This window comes from Microbacterium sp. LBN7 (genome assembly GCF_045690345.1).
In the GTDB taxonomy this organism is placed as follows: domain Bacteria; phylum Actinomycetota; class Actinomycetes; order Actinomycetales; family Microbacteriaceae; genus Microbacterium.
In genome coordinates this window covers 2,872,311-2,886,354 of the sequence record NZ_CP147856.1, presented here as the reverse complement: position 1 = coordinate 2,886,354, position 14,044 = coordinate 2,872,311, and the positions used below count along the sequence as shown (strand labels likewise).

The 14,044-nt window shown below is 69.4% G+C and carries 14 protein-coding genes; 6 read left to right on the top strand and 8 right to left on the bottom strand.

Annotated elements, in window-relative coordinates:
* Positions 1–136 precede the first annotated feature (136 nt).
* Positions 137–1,192 carry an alpha/beta hydrolase gene (locus LBN7_RS13905; RefSeq protein ID WP_116635568.1) on the top strand — a complete coding sequence of 352 codons (1,056 nt, stop codon included), beginning with the start codon at positions 137–139 and terminating at the stop codon, positions 1,190–1,192.
* 15 nt (positions 1,193–1,207) lie between these two features.
* On the opposite strand, the gene LBN7_RS13900 is transcribed toward LBN7_RS13905, so the two are convergent.
* Both LBN7_RS13900 and LBN7_RS13895 read right to left on the bottom strand, forming a co-directional pair.
* Positions 1,208–2,581: a pyridoxal phosphate-dependent decarboxylase family protein gene (locus LBN7_RS13900; protein ID WP_407359990.1), complete on the bottom strand. Its 1,374-nt coding sequence runs from the start codon at positions 2,579–2,581 to the stop codon at positions 1,208–1,210.
* Positions 2,578–3,213: a TetR/AcrR family transcriptional regulator gene (locus LBN7_RS13895; RefSeq protein WP_116635566.1), complete on the bottom strand. Its 636-nt coding sequence runs from the start codon at positions 3,211–3,213 to the stop codon at positions 2,578–2,580. The genes LBN7_RS13900 and LBN7_RS13895 overlap by 4 nt, the downstream gene beginning before the upstream one ends.
* A gap of 80 nt (positions 3,214–3,293) precedes the next feature.
* Here LBN7_RS13895 and LBN7_RS13890 point away from each other — a divergent pair, with 80 nt between their 5' ends.
* The 3 genes from LBN7_RS13890 to LBN7_RS13880 are packed head-to-tail and all read left to right on the top strand — an operon-like array spanning position 3,294 to position 6,331.
* The gene (locus tag LBN7_RS13890) at positions 3,294–4,337 is read left to right on the top strand and encodes an agmatine/peptidylarginine deiminase (protein WP_407361724.1); all 1,044 of its coding nucleotides are present in this window, start codon (positions 3,294–3,296) and stop codon (positions 4,335–4,337) included.
* 43 nt (positions 4,338–4,380) lie between these two features.
* Positions 4,381–6,090 (top strand): amidase, encoded by a 1,710-nt coding sequence (locus LBN7_RS13885; protein WP_407359989.1) that lies wholly within the window; start codon positions 4,381–4,383, stop codon positions 6,088–6,090.
* A gap of 34 nt (positions 6,091–6,124) precedes the next feature.
* On the top strand, positions 6,125–6,331 hold the full coding sequence (locus LBN7_RS13880) for a hypothetical protein (protein WP_116635564.1): 207 nt from the start codon (positions 6,125–6,127) through the stop codon (positions 6,329–6,331).
* Positions 6,332–6,366: 35 nt separating this feature from the next.
* On the opposite strand, the gene LBN7_RS13875 is transcribed toward LBN7_RS13880, so the two are convergent.
* From LBN7_RS13875 to LBN7_RS13850, 6 genes are all read right to left on the bottom strand, one after another.
* Positions 6,367–7,287: a BadF/BadG/BcrA/BcrD ATPase family protein gene (locus LBN7_RS13875; RefSeq protein WP_407359988.1), complete on the bottom strand. Its 921-nt coding sequence runs from the start codon at positions 7,285–7,287 to the stop codon at positions 6,367–6,369.
* Between the two features lie 37 nt (positions 7,288–7,324).
* Positions 7,325–8,032, bottom strand: a complete 708-nt coding sequence (locus LBN7_RS13870) for an N-acetylmannosamine-6-phosphate 2-epimerase (RefSeq protein ID WP_407359987.1) — start codon at positions 8,030–8,032, stop codon at positions 7,325–7,327.
* Positions 8,033–8,061: 29 nt separating this feature from the next.
* Complete coding sequence (locus LBN7_RS13865; protein WP_116635561.1) at positions 8,062–8,766, bottom strand: GntR family transcriptional regulator; 705 nt, start codon at positions 8,764–8,766, stop codon at positions 8,062–8,064.
* Between the two features lie 27 nt (positions 8,767–8,793).
* Positions 8,794–9,675, bottom strand: coding sequence for a carbohydrate ABC transporter permease (locus LBN7_RS13860; RefSeq protein ID WP_407359986.1), 882 nt, complete (start codon positions 9,673–9,675; stop codon positions 8,794–8,796).
* Positions 9,672–10,583, bottom strand: a complete 912-nt coding sequence (locus LBN7_RS13855; RefSeq protein WP_165808062.1) for a carbohydrate ABC transporter permease — start codon at positions 10,581–10,583, stop codon at positions 9,672–9,674. The genes LBN7_RS13860 and LBN7_RS13855 overlap by 4 nt, the downstream gene beginning before the upstream one ends.
* 72 nt (positions 10,584–10,655) lie before the next feature.
* The gene (locus tag LBN7_RS13850; RefSeq protein WP_407359985.1) at positions 10,656–11,990 is read right to left on the bottom strand and encodes an extracellular solute-binding protein; all 1,335 of its coding nucleotides are present in this window, start codon (positions 11,988–11,990) and stop codon (positions 10,656–10,658) included.
* Between the two features lie 174 nt (positions 11,991–12,164).
* Here LBN7_RS13850 and LBN7_RS13845 point away from each other — a divergent pair, with 174 nt between their 5' ends.
* Together LBN7_RS13845 and LBN7_RS13840 are read left to right on the top strand one after the other, a co-directional pair.
* Entirely contained in the window at positions 12,165–13,016 is an 852-nt protein-coding gene (locus LBN7_RS13845; protein WP_407359984.1) for a tryptophan 2,3-dioxygenase, read from the top strand.
* Positions 13,016–14,044, top strand: a complete 1,029-nt coding sequence (locus LBN7_RS13840) for a hydrolase (protein ID WP_407359983.1) — start codon at positions 13,016–13,018, stop codon at positions 14,042–14,044. The genes LBN7_RS13845 and LBN7_RS13840 overlap by 1 nt, the downstream gene beginning before the upstream one ends.

The window sequence follows — 14,044 nt, the reverse complement described above, 5'->3', positions numbered from 1 at the left end:
CTGAGGTCGGTAAGGGTTACCTTACTAACGTAGCCGACGCTCGACCCCGCGACGACGTCGCGCGACGCTCATGCGAGGCGGACTGCGTGCGAGGCGAACCGGAATACTGGCACACTGATGCGCAGGGAGGGGTTCCATGAGCATTGGCGCGCACGCCGAAGAGTCCGATCACCCGAAGAAGGCCCGCCGGCCATGGCACCGCACGAAGGTCGCCCTCGGGGTGATCATCGCCGTGGTCGCGGTGGTCGCGATCATCGGGTCGATCAGCCCCTGGCCCTCGGCGATGATCATCCGTGCGGTGTTCACGAAGGGCGGCGACGCGACCGCCGCCGAGATGGACAAGCACGTGCCCGACACGAAGCTCACCGAGACGCTCGACGTCTCGTACGGCGACGCGGGCGCCGACACCACGATGGACGTCTTCCGTCCGGCATCCGCCGACGGCCCCCTTCCGACCGTGGTCTGGATCCACGGCGGCGCCTGGATCTCAGGAGCCAAGGAGAACGTCGACCCGTACATGCGGATCCTCGCCGCCGAGGGCTACACGACCATCGCGGTGAACTACACGATCGGCCCGGAGGGCGTGTACCCGCTCGCCGTGAACCAGCTCAACGAGGCCCTCGCCTACATCGACGAGCACGCGGAGGAGCTCGGCGTCGACCCGAAGCAGATCGTGCTGGCCGGAGACTCCGCCGGCGGGCAGCTCGCCAGCCAGATGGCGACGCTCATCACGAGCCCCGACTACGCCGAGATCATGGGCATCGAGCCGACCATCGCGGCCGATCAGGTCGTCGCGACCGTGCTGAACTGCGGCGTGTACGACCTCGCCGCCCTCGCCCGACTGGACGGTATCGCCGGCTGGGGCTTCAAGTCGGCGATGTGGGCGTACTCCGGCACGCGCACCTGGGCCGAGGACTCGACCGGGGCGACCATGTCGACCGTCGACTGGGTGACCGCGGACTTCCCGACGACGTACATCTCCGGCGGCAACGGCGACGGTCTCACCTGGCTGCAGTCGATCCCCATGGCGCAGCGTCTCGAGGAGCTCGGCGTGGACGTGACGACGCAGTTCTGGCCCGCCCCGCACGAGCCCGCGCTGCCGCACGAGTACCAGTTCCACCTGGACATGCCCGACGCACAGACGGCCCTGCAGAAGACGATCGCCTTCCTGAACGCGCACACCACGCGCTGACGGCCGCCCCGCGGCCTACTTCATCGTGTCGAGGATGCCGACCAGGTCGTCGAACGTCGTGAGCGGGTTGAGGATCGCGAAGCGCGTGTTCGGGCGGCCCGCATGCGAGCTCGGCACGACGAACGCGCGCTGCGAGTCGAGCAGCTCGGCCGACCAGCGGTCGTAGTCGGCGCGCTCCCAGCCCTCGCGCTCGAAGACCACGACCGACAGCTGCGGGTCCCGCACGAGCCGCAGCTCGGGGCGACGCGCGATCTCTCCGGCGATGCGCTTCGTGAGGGCGATCGTGCTGCTCACGGCATCCCGGTAGGCGGTGACGCCGTAGGTCGCGAGCGAGAACCACATCGGCAGCCCGCGCGGGCGTCGGGTGAGCTGGATCGAGTAGTCCGAGGGGCTGAACTCGTCGACGTCGGTGAGGATGTCGAGGTACTCGGCGTGCTGCGTGTGCGCGCGGCGGCCGTTGTCGGGATCGCGGTAGATCAGGGCGCAGCAGTCGAAGGGGGCGAACAGCCACTTGTGCGGGTCGACGATCACGGAGTCGGCGCGCTCGACGCCCGCGAAGATCGGCCGCGCCTCGGGCGCGAGCATCGCGGTGAGCCCGTAGGCGCCGTCGATGTGCAGCCAGAAGTCGAACTCGTCCTTCAGCGCCGCGATGCCTGCGATGTCGTCGACGATCCCGAAGTTGGTGGACCCGCCCGTCGCGACGACCGCGCAGATCTCGTCGCCGTGCTCGGCCAGCGCCTCGCGCACGGCATCCGCCCGCAGCACGCCGTCGTCGCCGGCCGGGACCAGGAGCACGTCGGCATCCATGACCCTGGCGGCCGACTTGTTCGAGGAGTGCGCCTCGACGCTGCACACGATCTTCCACCGCGTCGGCAGCTCCTTGCCGGCAGCGATCAGCCGTGCCTTCGCCGCCTCGCGCGCGGCGACGAGCGCCGACAGGTTGCCGATCGTGCCGCCCTGCACGAACACGCCGCCGGCCGTGGCGGGCAGTCCGAACTCCTTCGCGAGGAACGACAGCACCTCGTTCTCGGCGTGCACCGCGCCCGCGCCTTCGAGCCAGCTTCCTCCGTAGAGACCGGATGCCGAGACGACCAGGTCGAACGCGATGGCGGCCATCGTCGGAGCGGTCGGGATGAAGGACAGGTAGAGCGGATGGCTGGTGGTCAGGCACGCCGGGGCGAGCACGTGCTCGAACAGGCTCAGCGCCCGAGAGGCCCCGAGCCCGGCATCCGTGATGGTCGCGCCGATCAGGCGGTTGAGCTCGGCCTCGGTCTGCGGCTTGTCGAGCGGCACGTCGGTGGCCAGCATCCGCCGCCGGGAGTAGTCGAGCACGGCGTCGACGATCGCGGTCGATTCGGGCGATGCGGCGTGCATGCGGTCGGCGCTCATGGGCGGTCCTCACTGATCGGGATGGCGGAATGTCGGTCGAGGACGGCCGCGACCGTGCGGCGGGCGAGGTCGGCGCGGTCGCGGGGCGCCCACTTCACGAGGGAGTGCGCGCTCATGCCGTCGACCATGGCCAGCAGCATCCACGCGGCGAAGGCCGGATCCGCGGAGTCGTCGGGGTCGGCCGAGTCGGCGTCGGCGATCACGGCCGCGAGCCGGCTCTGCCAGAGGTCCATCTCGGCGCGGACGCGCTCCCCCAGCGGCTCGTTGCGCACCCCGAGCGACCACGCCTGCACCCAGACGAGGGCGACGTCCTCACGGGAGTCGTCGAGCAGGGTCTCGACCAGCCGCTGCAGGCTCGCGCGCAGTCCGCCGGTCGGCGTGAAGTCGTCGAGCACCTCGTCTCGCTCGGCCGCGACGATCGTGCCGAAGACCTCGGCGACGAAGGCGTCCATGACGGGGCGGTAGTGCGCCACGAGGGCCGGGGTCACCCCGACGCGCGCGGCGACGGCGCGCACGGTGAGCGTGTCGATCCCGCTCTCGCGTGCCAGGGCGACGGCGCCGTCGACGATCGACCGCTCGCGTTCTTCCGGCGGCAACCGCCGCGGTGCGGGTGCTCTTGACGTGGTGTTCATCGAGGGATACCGTAGCACCCGTTGATCACGTGTTCAACAGCGTTGATGCTGTGAACGGGACCACCAGCGAGGAGATCACGATGAGCTGGCGCATGCCTGCCGAGACCGCACGCCACGACCGCACCTGGATGGCGTTCCCCGCCGAGGGCCAGACCCTGGGCGAGACTGCCGCCGAGCGCGAGGAGGGCTACGCGACCTGGACGGCCGTCGCCCACGCCGTCGCCGAGTTCGAGCCCGTCTCGATGCTCGTCGACCCGAGCGAGATCTCCCGGGCGCGCCGGATGCTGGGCGGGGGGATCGACATCATCGAGGCGCCGGTCGACGAGTTCTGGATGCGCGACTCCGGACCCACCTTCGTGATCGACGACGAGCGCCCCGGTGTGCTCGGCGCGGTCGACTGGATCTTCAACGGCTGGGGTGCACCCGACTGGGCCGAGTGGCGCCTGGCCGCCGAGCACGCACGCATCGTCGCGGGCTCCGTCGGAGCGGAGATCGTCAGCTCGGTGCTCGTGAACGAGGGCGGCGGCATCCACGTCGACGGTGAAGGCACGGTGCTGCTCACCGAGACCGTGCAGCTCGATCCGCGGCGCAATCCCTTCGCCGACAAGGCGCGCGTCGAGGCGGAGATGCTCCGCACGATCGGTGCGACGAAGGCCGTGTGGCTCCCCCGCGGCCTCACCCGCGACTACGACGACTTCGGCACGAACGGCCACGTCGACATCGTCGCGACCATCGTCTCCCCCGGCCGCATCCTGCTGCATGACCAGCAGGATGCCGATCACCCTGACCACGCCGTCACCCGCGACCTGCGGGCGCACCTGGAGCAGCAGACGGATGCCGCGGGCCGCCGCTTCGAGGTCATCGGCCTTCCCGCCCCCGCCACGCTGCGAGACGACCACGGCTTCGTCGACTGGAGCTACGTGAACCACCTCGTCACGAACGACGGCGTCGTGGCCTGCGGGTTCGGCGAGGAGAAGGCGGATGCCGCGGCGCGGGATGTCCTCGCCGACGCGTACCCCGGACACCGCGTCGTGACCGTCGACGCGCGTCCCCTGTTCGACCGCGGCGGCGGCATCCACTGCATCACCCAGCAGCAGCCCGCGCTCCCGACCGCCGGTCGTTGAGCGAGCGCCGGCGAGACGAATCACCACCACCGAAGGACCTCTCATGATCGACGTCACCGAAGCCACGATCGCCGACCTCCGCCGTGCACTCGACTCCGGCGCGACCACCGCGGTCGAGCTCGTCGACGCATACCTCGCGCGCATCGCCGCGTACGACGGGACGGAGACCGCCACCGCCCTCAACGCGGTCGTGGTCGCGAACCCCGCGGCGCGCGACGAGGCCGCGGCATCCGACGCCCGCCGAGCCCGCGGCGAGACGCGCGGCCCGCTCGACGGCATCCCCTACACGGCGAAGGACAGCTATCTCGTCGAGGGCCTCACCGCGGCGGCCGGCAGCCCGGCGTTCGCGGATCTCGTGGCCCAGCGCGACGCCTTCACGATCGAGCGCCTGCGCGCGGGCGGCGCGATCTGCCTCGGGCTGACGAACATGCCCCCGATGGCCAACGGCGGGATGCAGCGCGGCGTCTACGGCCGGGCCGAGAGCCCGTACAACGGCGACTTCCTCACCGCGCCGTTCGCCTCCGGCTCGTCGAACGGATCGGGCACAGCGACCGCCGCGAGCTTCGCCGCCTTCGGCCTCGGCGAGGAGACCTGGTCGAGCGGCCGAGGACCCGCGACCAACAACGCGCTCTGCGCCTACACGCCCTCGCGCGGCGTGATCTCGACCCGCGGCAACTGGCCGCTCGTCCCCACGATGGACGTCGTCGTCCCGCACGCGCGCACCATGGCCGACCTCCTCGAAGTGCTCGACGTGATCGTCGCCGACGACGCCGAGACCCGGGGCGACTTCTGGCGCGCGCAGCCGTGGGTCGAGCTGCCGGCGGCATCCGCCGTGCGCCCGCCCTCGTACCCGGCGCTGGCCGAAGGCGCCTCGCTCGACGGCATCCGCATCGGGATCCCGACGATGTACATCAACGCCGATCCGGATGCCGGCACCGCCGACATCCCGGGAATCGGCGGACCGACCGGGCAGCGCATCGAGACGCGGGACTCGGTGATCGCGCAGTGGGAGGCCGCCCGCCGAGACCTCGAGGCCGCCGGGGCGACCGTCGTCGAGGTCGACTTCCCGGTCGTGTCGAACTACGAGGGCGACCGACCGGGTGCGCCGACACTCGCGACCCGCGGACTGGTGTCGCCGGAGTACCTGCATCGGGAGATCGTCGATCTGTCGGCCTGGAGCTGGGATGACTTCCTGCAGGCGAACGGCGACCCCGCGCTGACCACGCTCGCCGATGTCGACGGCGCGACGATCTCGCCACATCCGGAGGGTGCACTCCCCGACCGGTATACCGGTTTCGACGACGACATCGCCGAGTACCCGGACTGGGTGCGCCACAACCCCGGCGCGAGGTTCGAGGACATGCCCGAGCTCGCCGAGGGACTGCGCGGTCTCGAGGAGACCCGTCGCCTCGACCTCGAGGCATGGATGGACGGCCTCGGCCTCGACGCCGTGGTCTTCCCCGCCGTCGCCGATGTCGGCCCGGCAGACATGGACGTCAGCCCGGCATCCGCGGATCTCGGCTGGCGCAACGGCACCTGGATCGCCAACGGCAACCTCGCGGTGCGCCATCTCGGCATCCCGACCGTGACGGTGCCGATGGGACTGATGGCCGACATCGGCATGCCGATCGGACTGACCTTCGCCGGGCGCGCCTACGACGACACCGCGCTGCTGCAGCTGGCGGCGGCGTTCGAGGCGAGCGGCGCCCCTGGCACGCGGCGCACGCCGCCCCCGCGGACGCCGCGGCTCTAGGCAGCCTTTGCGGGAGGGGCTCTACTCTGGGGTCGTGGACAACGGGGTGATCTTCTACTTGCTGCTCTTCGGCCCGCTGCTGCCCGTCGTCATCGCGGTCGCGGGAGGGATCCTCTTCGCTCTGGGTGCCGCCGTCCACGCGCTGATCGGAGGGGCGGTCAGTTCTTTCGTCGAATACAGCCGTCCGCGCCGCGAGCGGGCGTACGTGAAGAAGCATCAGCGCGGCATCTCGCATCTCTGACGCGCGCCGGGCGGAGCACTCTTCCGAGACGCGATTCAGCGGATGCGGACCTCGCGCACGAGCGGACCGAAGTCCGCCGGACCGAGGTCGAGCAGCTGTGCCACGCCAGCCAGCGGCTCTCCGAGGGGCGCGACCCGAGTGGCGCCGGGGAACCGCTCGCCGAGGATCTGTGCCCACCCGCCCTCGAGCAGATCGCTTGCGGCGCCCAACCGTCCGATGAGGGCCCACCGGAACCCGTCGGCGAGACCGGAGCGCTCGGCCGCGGCGACGACGACGCCCCCGATGTGCGTCCCCGCTTCCGTCCAGATACGCGCCGCCACTGCATCGCCGGCGCGCGCCGCATCCGCCACATCCTTGGCGAACGACGCGACGACGGCGACCGGCGAGGAGTCCGCCGCGACCGTCGCGGCGAATTCCGCCACAGGACCGAAACGCGCCTCCAGCCGATCCAGGAGATCGTCGGACGCGTGCGGGCGACCATCGGCGGCGCTGATCGCGGCGATCAGGCCGCGTCGCCCGATCCACCAGCCCGCGCCGTCGTCGCCGATCATCCCTCCCACACCGTCGACCCGCGCCGTTCCCTTCGGGCCGTGCCCGAGCCCGACCATCCCGGTGCCCGCGGCCACGACCACTCCCGGAGCGGCGCCCACGGCGCCGAGATACGCGGTGACGGCGTCGTCGGCGACCACGACCCGCTTCACGCCGTACCGACGATGCAGATCCTCGGCCAACGCGTCGATGGCCGGGACGCTGCCGTACAGTCCGGTGCTCCCGACGCCGATCGCGTCGATGGTCGCGAGCTGCAGGTGCTTCGCTGCCTGGGCGACGATCTCGGGGATCACCGCGAGCAGGTTCGCGCCGTACGTGAATCCCGAGAGCTGCAGCTCGGGTGCCGCCGCCGACAGCACGCGGATGCGCGCCTGCGTCTGACCGATGTCCACCGCGACTGCGACCATGGCTCTGCGTCCTTTCGAGAGAGTCGGACCGGAGAGGTCAGATGCCGACCCGGTCGACGCCGCCCTGGGCGGGGGCCGGCTCGTCGTCCAGAGCCCGGACGAACCACGAGGTGATCGACGTCGGATGGGTGATGGCCGTGCCGACGACCACGGAGTACGCACCGGCGTCCAGAGCGGCGCGAGCTTCGGCGGGGGTGTGGATGCGCCCCTCCGCGAACACCGGCACGGAAAGGCGGGATGCGAGCAGATGGACGAGCTCGAGGTCCGGCCCCGCCGTGCGTGCACGCTCCCCCGTGTACCCGGAGAGGGTCGTGCCGACGATGTCGGCCCCGGCGTCTTCGGCGGCCACCGCGTCGTCGACGCTGCCGGCATCCGCCATCACCAGGAGCCCGGTGCGGTCCCTGATCTGCCGGACCGTCTCCGCGAGCGTCAGGCCGTCAGGACGCTCGCGGCGGGTGCCGTCGATCGCGACGATGTCGGCACCGGCATCCGCCACCGCCAGCGCGTGATCCAGCGTCGGGGTGATGAAGACGCCGTCCGCGCCCACCTTCCACAGTCCGATCTGCGGCACCGTCACGCTCTGGGCGATGGCGCGGATGTCCTGGATCCCCTGCGCCCGGATCGCGACGGCGCCCCCGAGCACGGCCGACTGCGCGATGCGCGCCATGGCCTCGGCGTTCCGGAGCGGTTCGCCGGGATACGCCTGACACGAGACGATGAGGCCGCCGCGGAGGCTGTGGAGCATGGGGAGCCTTCTCTGCGTGCGCGCGGATGTCATTTGTCGTCCCGGGTGACGGCGAGCTGGAACGTGTAGCGATCGGCGCGGTAGATGGTGCGGGCGAACTCGATCAGATGACCACGGCGAGAGGAGCTGACCCGGGTGACCGACAGCGCCGCCTCGCCCTTCGCGACTTCCAAGAGCCGGCTCTCCTGCGCCGTCAGCGTGATCGCCTTGATCTCCTGCTCGGCACGGAACACCTCGTGTCCGGCGAGGCGCAGCTGCTCGTACAGCGAGGCACCGAGGTTCAGCGACTCGAGATCGAGCACCAGCCGCGGAACGTAGACGTCCTCGATCGCGATCGGCACATCGTCGGCGAGTCGGAGTCGCCGGATGTGCGTCGTCTCCTCCGACGGGGCGAGCCCGAGCGCGGCGGCGATGCTCTCGGGCGCTTCGATGCGGGCCAGCTCGAGAACCCGGGATGACGGGACCGCTCCGCGGCTGATCATGTCCTCTGTGAAGGAGGTCAGCTTCGGCGTCTTGGAGAAGATGTCGGCCGATCCGACATACGTGCCCGAACCGTGGACGTTGTAGACCCGCCCCTCCTCGACGAGCGTCGCGATGGCCTTGCGCACCGTCATCCGACTGACCCCGTGGATCGCCATGAGCTCACGCTCGGAGGCCAGGGCGTCGTGCGGCGCCATGGACTCCGCGATCGACTCCCGGATGCTGGCAGCGACCTCTTCATACTTGTGCGCCATGGTCTGGTCCTTCCTGAGCTGACCGCATCATCCCTTGACCGCCCCCGATGACAGGCCACTGACAAGGTATCGCTGGGCGAACACCGCGAAGAGCAGCGGCGGCAGCGTCGACAGCACGGAGGCTGCGGAGATGTCTCCCCAGCGGATGCCGGTGCTGGTGATGAAGTTCGCCGCACCGAGCGTCACCGGAGTGGCGTTCGACGTCGACAGCACCAGTGCGAAGAGGTAGTCGTTCCAGCTGAAGATGAACACGAGCACGGCGACCGCCACCACGGTGGGAGCGAGCAGCGGCAGGACGATCGAGCCCAGCGTGCGGTAGATGCTCGCGCCGTCGACCGCTGCCGCCTCCTCGATCTCCTGCGGGATGTCTCCGAGGGCGGACGACAGCAGGATGATCGCGAGCGGGAGGTTGAGGAACGCGTTCGCGGCGATCAGCCCCTGGATGGTGTCCTGCAGACCCAGCGTCGAGAACAGGATGAAGAACGGCACCACGAAGAAGATCGCGGGAAGCAGGCGCAGCCCGGATGCGCTGCTGATGATCCACCGTCCGCCGAAGCCGAGCCGCACGATCGCGTACGTCGCAGGGATCGCGATGACCAGGACGACGAGGACGGTGCCGATCGCGATCAGCGCCGAGTTCAGGAAGAAGCGCGGGAAGTCGTATCCCGAGGCGTAGAGCACGTTCGCGTAGTGATCGAGAGTGGGGGATGCCGGCGGCGCCAGGGGGTTCTTCGCGATCTCGCCGTCGGGCTTGAAGCTGACCAGCGCCGCGTTCAGCAGCGGCACGTTCACGATCAGGGCGACGACTCCGGCGAGCGCGGTGAACAGCCACTTCCTTCCGGATGCCGCGGGCTTCCGTGTCGCACGCGGGCGGATGGGCGCTGTCGAGGGTCGGACGGTCGTGCTCATCGCCTGGCCTCCATTCCGGTCGAGGAGATGCGTCGCACGATGAACGGCACGAACGGGATCAGGCAGAGCAGCACGACCAGTGCCGCGGCGGCGGCCTTCCCGAAGTCACCGGCCTCGAAGGCGGTCTTGTAGATGAAGATGCTGAGAGTGGTGGTCGTCGTGCCCGGACCACCCGCCGTGAGCACGTAGATCACGTCGAACGTGCGGATCGCATCGATCGCGCGCAGGAAGAACGCGGCGAACAGCACGGGCTTGAGCACCGGGACGACGACCGAGAACAGGGAGCGGAAGTACCCGGCTCCGTCCATCGCCGACGCCTCGAGCAGCTCCTTGGGCAGGGACTGGAGTCCTGCGTAGATGATCAGGAACGTGAAGGGCGTCCACTGGAGAACGTCGAGCACGACCAGCAGCGGGACGACCGAGTCCGGCGAGAACAGCGACACGCTCAGGCCGACGCTCTCCAGCAGCGTGGGCAGGGCACCGATGTCGCCGTTGAGCAGAAGCCGGAACATCACACCGAGCAGGGCGGGCGCGATCATGATCGGCAGCAGCAGCAACGTGAAGAAGAGCTTCTTGCCGGGGAACGCGCGGTTCATGACCAGGGCGAGCGCGAAGCCGAGGACCATCTCGAGGGCGACGACGATCGCGGAGAAGCCGACCGTGAAACCGGCCGCCTTGGCGAAGCCGTCGCTGCGGAACAGCGACACGAAGTTGTCGATGCCGTTCAGCTCGTTGGACTGGTCGAGCAGAGTGCTGCTCTGGAACGCGGTCAGCGCGCCCGATGCGAGCGGGTAGAGCACGAAGACGGCCGCGAAGAGGATCAGGGGAAGGCTGAGAACGGTCGCCGCGAACGTCCTCTTGTGTCTCTCCGCGGCGATGGTCTTGGCGCGTTCGACGGTGTGGGGCATGGCGTCCATCCGGTCTGTCGTGCGATGTGCAGGGTGCTCCGGGGCGGGCCGCGCTGGCCCGCCCCGGAGTCGCTAGCGGTCCAGCAGCTCCTGCAGGTTGGCGTTTGCGGTCTCGAGCGCCTCATCGACGTCGGTCTGACCGACCCACGCTCCGCTCAGATCCTCGGCCAGCTTGCTGTAGGCCTGGAAGGTCTGCGGGAACACCGGCTCCGAGAAGCCGTACTCCGAGATGCTGTCGGAGACCTGCGTGAACGCGGGGTTGATGTCGGCCTTGGCCTCGAGCACCTCGGGCATCGCCGGAATCCCGCCCGCCTCGGCGTACTGCGTCATCGCATCGGTGGTGGCGAGGAACGAGAGGAACTTCTTCGCAGCATCCTTGTTCTCGCTGTACTTGTTCAGCGAGACGGCGAGCGCGTGCACGTGCGTCTGCCCGCCCGGCACGGGAGCGATGGCGATCTTGCCGGCGACGTCGGGCGACTGCTCCGGGTCGTTGAGTGCCGCGAACGCCGCAGACCACTGGATCGCGAAAGCGGTGTCACCCGACTGCAGGGCCGCCTGGGTCTCCGGGAACTCGGCCTGCGCGCTGTCCGGCGACGTCCACTTGTTCTCATAGATGTCTGCGTAGAGCTGGACGGCCTTCTTCGCGGCGTCGCTCGTGAGGGCGGCCTTGCCGTCCTCTTCCCAGTTGCCGCCGTAGCCCCACAGCACGTCGTTCCAGATCATCGTGTTGTACAGCAGGTTCTTGGCCTGCAGGATCGTGCCGTACTCGGTGGGCGAATCGGGGTTCGTGCTCTGCGAGAAGTAGGCGGCGGCGACCTTGAAGTCGTCGAGGTCCCACTCGCTCGGGTCCTTCGGGGCGCGCGCCTCGCCGAGCACCGTCTCGCTGATCTTCTCGTACTCGGCCTGCGCGGCCGGGTCGCTGAGCAGCGCGTCGATGAGGTCCTTCCGGTAGAGGAGGAAGTGATTGCTCACGTCGAGCGGAAGAGCATAGAGCTCGCCCTCGTACGTGAGCCCCTCGGCGGCGACCGGGAAGTATGCGGACGTGTCGATGTCGGTGAGGGGTTCGAGCGACGGAGCGAACTGCCCGACGTTGTACGACGCCGTCCAGTAGATGTCGACGTCGGAGGACTTCGATGCCATGAGCGCCGTCTCCTTCGAGAACGTGTCCTGCCGTGAGAGCAGGGTCACCTCGACCTCGACGCCGTCCTCCTTGCCCTGCCCGGCGTTGTAGGCGTCGACGACCTCGGCCATCGCATCGCCCTCCGGGCCCGGCCAGGCGACGAGCTTCACGGTGCCCTCGCCCGAGCCGTCGGAGCCGCCGGAGCCGCCCGATCCCGTCGAGCAGCCGGCCAGCAGCGCTGCGGACACAGCGATTGCGCCCAGCGTCAGTGCTCGGTTCTTCTGCATCATTCCTCCAAGTGGTACGGTCCAGTGGTGGTTCGACTATGCCAGACCATAGCAACCATGACGACAAAATGTAACCTCCTCGAAACAATTGGTACGGTCCAGTTGTGAAATTCCACCGTCGCGCCAGCATTTCATATCTATGACGTTCGCCACAGAAGTGATATGTTCGGGGTCATGAGCACCGAGAACGAGCGCACCCTGGAGTCCGGCATCGTCACGGACCTGTCGGGAAAGATGACCTACGGGTCGTACCTCGGGCTCGATCAGCTGCTCACGGCGCAGCATCCGGTCAGCGCCCCGCAGCACCACGACGAGATGCTGTTCATCATCCAGCACCAGACCACGGAGCTCTGGCTCAAGCAGCTGCTGCACGAGCTCTCCTCGGCCCGTGAGCTGCTCGCGAGCGACGACCTCCGCGAGGCGCTGAAGCGGGTCGCGCGCGTGAAGAGGATCCAGGACGTCATGACGCAGCAGTGGGCGATCCTGGCGACGCTCACGCCGACCGAGTACGCGCAGTTCCGCGGGGCGCTGGGCAACTCGTCCGGCTTCCAGTCGGTGCAGTACCGCGCGGTGGAGTTCGCCCTCGGCAACAAGAACGAGAAGATGCTGCAGGTCTTCGCCGATCATCCCGCCAATCTCGCGCTGCTGACGGCCGAGTGGGAGAAGCCGACCCTGTACGACGAGTTCCTCCGCTATGCCTCGCGGCGTGGACTGCCCGTGCCCGCCTCGATCCTCGAGCGCGATGTTCGCGAGCCCTACCGCGAGACCCCGGAGCTCGTGCCGGCCATCCGCGAGATCTACCAGAACCACCAGCAGAACTGGGATCTTTACGAGGCGTGCGAAGACCTCGTCGACCTCGAGGACAACTTCCAGTTCTGGCGCTTCCGCCACCTCAAGACCGTCGCCCGGACGATCGGAATGAAGGTCGGCACCGGCGGATCGAGCGGGGTGGGATTCCTGCAGCGCGCACTGGATCTCACGTTCTTCCCCGAGCTGTACACCGTGCGCACCGAGATCGGCGGCTGATGTTCGCCGTCACCTTCTTCGACGGCGAAGGATGGCGCGAGGGCGTCGTCGAGGCCGACGACGACGGACAGATGCTGCTGCGCGAAGTCGCGCTGCCGGCGGACCTGCCGCGCCTCGACGGCGTCATCGTCGGCGGATTCACCGACCACCACGTGCACCTGGAGCTCGTCGACGTCGACCTGCTGGCGGATTCGGTGCTGGGTCGCGTCGTGGATCTGGGCGGGAATGTGACGGTGCTCGGTGACCTGTCGGCGCGTTTCGTCTCGCTTCGCTCGCTCAACGACCGGTCGTTGAGCGAGGAGCGCAGCGACGAGACGAAACGCCCGCGCGTCGCGCGCACCTCGACCGTCATCGAGTTCGCCGGCGCCTTTCTCACCCCGCCGGGCGGATACCCGTCCGACCGCGACTGGGCGCCGAGCGGTTCCTTCCGCGAGATCGCGAGCACCGACGACGCCGCCGCGGCCGTCGCGGAGATGGCGGATGCCGGCGCCACCCGCATCAAGGTCGCGAGCAACAGCGATGCCGGTCCCGTGTTCGACGATGACCTGCTCCGCACGATCATCGAGCTCGCCGCCGCGCGCGACCTCCCCGTCGTCGTGCACGCGCAGGGCCCCGGCGAGGCGCAGCGGGCGGCCCGACTCGGTGCCGCCGCGCTCGCCCACGCCCCTTTCTCCGAGCGGCTCTCCGACGAGGAGATCGCGGTGCAGGCGGCATCCGTCCGCTGGATCTCGACGCTCGCGATCCACGACGACCCCGAGCGGGCGACGGCGATCGACAACGTCCGACGCTTCCACGCCGCGGGCGGAACCGTGCTCTACGGCACGGACATGGGCAACGGTCCGACGCCCGTCGACCTGCATCCCGGCGAGGTCGCTGCACTCCGGGAGGCGGGCATCGACGGCCTCGCCCTCGTCCGCGCGCTCGCTCCGGCCGACCCGCGCGACCCGGCATCCGTCCTCCTCTTCCTCCGCGGCGACGCGGACCCGCTCCGCGCCCGCCGCCTCACCCCCGCCGATCTGAAGGTGTGA

What these genes read in the sequence shown, in the direction of transcription:
- LBN7_RS13905 (WP_116635568.1), top strand. Translation starts at nt 137, where the DNA reads ATGAGCATTGGCGCGCACGCCGAAGAGTCCGATCACCCGAAGAAGGCC.
- LBN7_RS13900 (WP_407359990.1), bottom strand. Translation starts at nt 2,581, where the DNA reads ATGAGCGCCGACCGCATGCACGCCGCATCGCCCGAATCGACCGCGATC.
- LBN7_RS13895 (WP_116635566.1), bottom strand. Translation starts at nt 3,213, where the DNA reads ATGAACACCACGTCAAGAGCACCCGCACCGCGGCGGTTGCCGCCGGAA.
- LBN7_RS13890 (WP_407361724.1), top strand. Translation starts at nt 3,294, where the DNA reads ATGAGCTGGCGCATGCCTGCCGAGACCGCACGCCACGACCGCACCTGG.
- LBN7_RS13885 (WP_407359989.1), top strand. Translation starts at nt 4,381, where the DNA reads ATGATCGACGTCACCGAAGCCACGATCGCCGACCTCCGCCGTGCACTC.
- LBN7_RS13875 (WP_407359988.1), bottom strand. Translation starts at nt 7,287, where the DNA reads ATGGTCGCAGTCGCGGTGGACATCGGTCAGACGCAGGCGCGCATCCGC.
- LBN7_RS13870 (WP_407359987.1), bottom strand. Translation starts at nt 8,032, where the DNA reads ATGCTCCACAGCCTCCGCGGCGGCCTCATCGTCTCGTGTCAGGCGTAT.
- LBN7_RS13865 (WP_116635561.1), bottom strand. Translation starts at nt 8,766, where the DNA reads ATGGCGCACAAGTATGAAGAGGTCGCTGCCAGCATCCGGGAGTCGATC.
- LBN7_RS13860 (WP_407359986.1), bottom strand. Translation starts at nt 9,675, where the DNA reads ATGAGCACGACCGTCCGACCCTCGACAGCGCCCATCCGCCCGCGTGCG.
- LBN7_RS13855 (WP_165808062.1), bottom strand. Translation starts at nt 10,583, where the DNA reads ATGCCCCACACCGTCGAACGCGCCAAGACCATCGCCGCGGAGAGACAC.
- LBN7_RS13850 (WP_407359985.1), bottom strand. Translation starts at nt 11,990, where the DNA reads ATGCAGAAGAACCGAGCACTGACGCTGGGCGCAATCGCTGTGTCCGCA.
- LBN7_RS13845 (WP_407359984.1), top strand. Translation starts at nt 12,165, where the DNA reads ATGAGCACCGAGAACGAGCGCACCCTGGAGTCCGGCATCGTCACGGAC.
- LBN7_RS13840 (WP_407359983.1), top strand. Translation starts at nt 13,016, where the DNA reads ATGTTCGCCGTCACCTTCTTCGACGGCGAAGGATGGCGCGAGGGCGTC.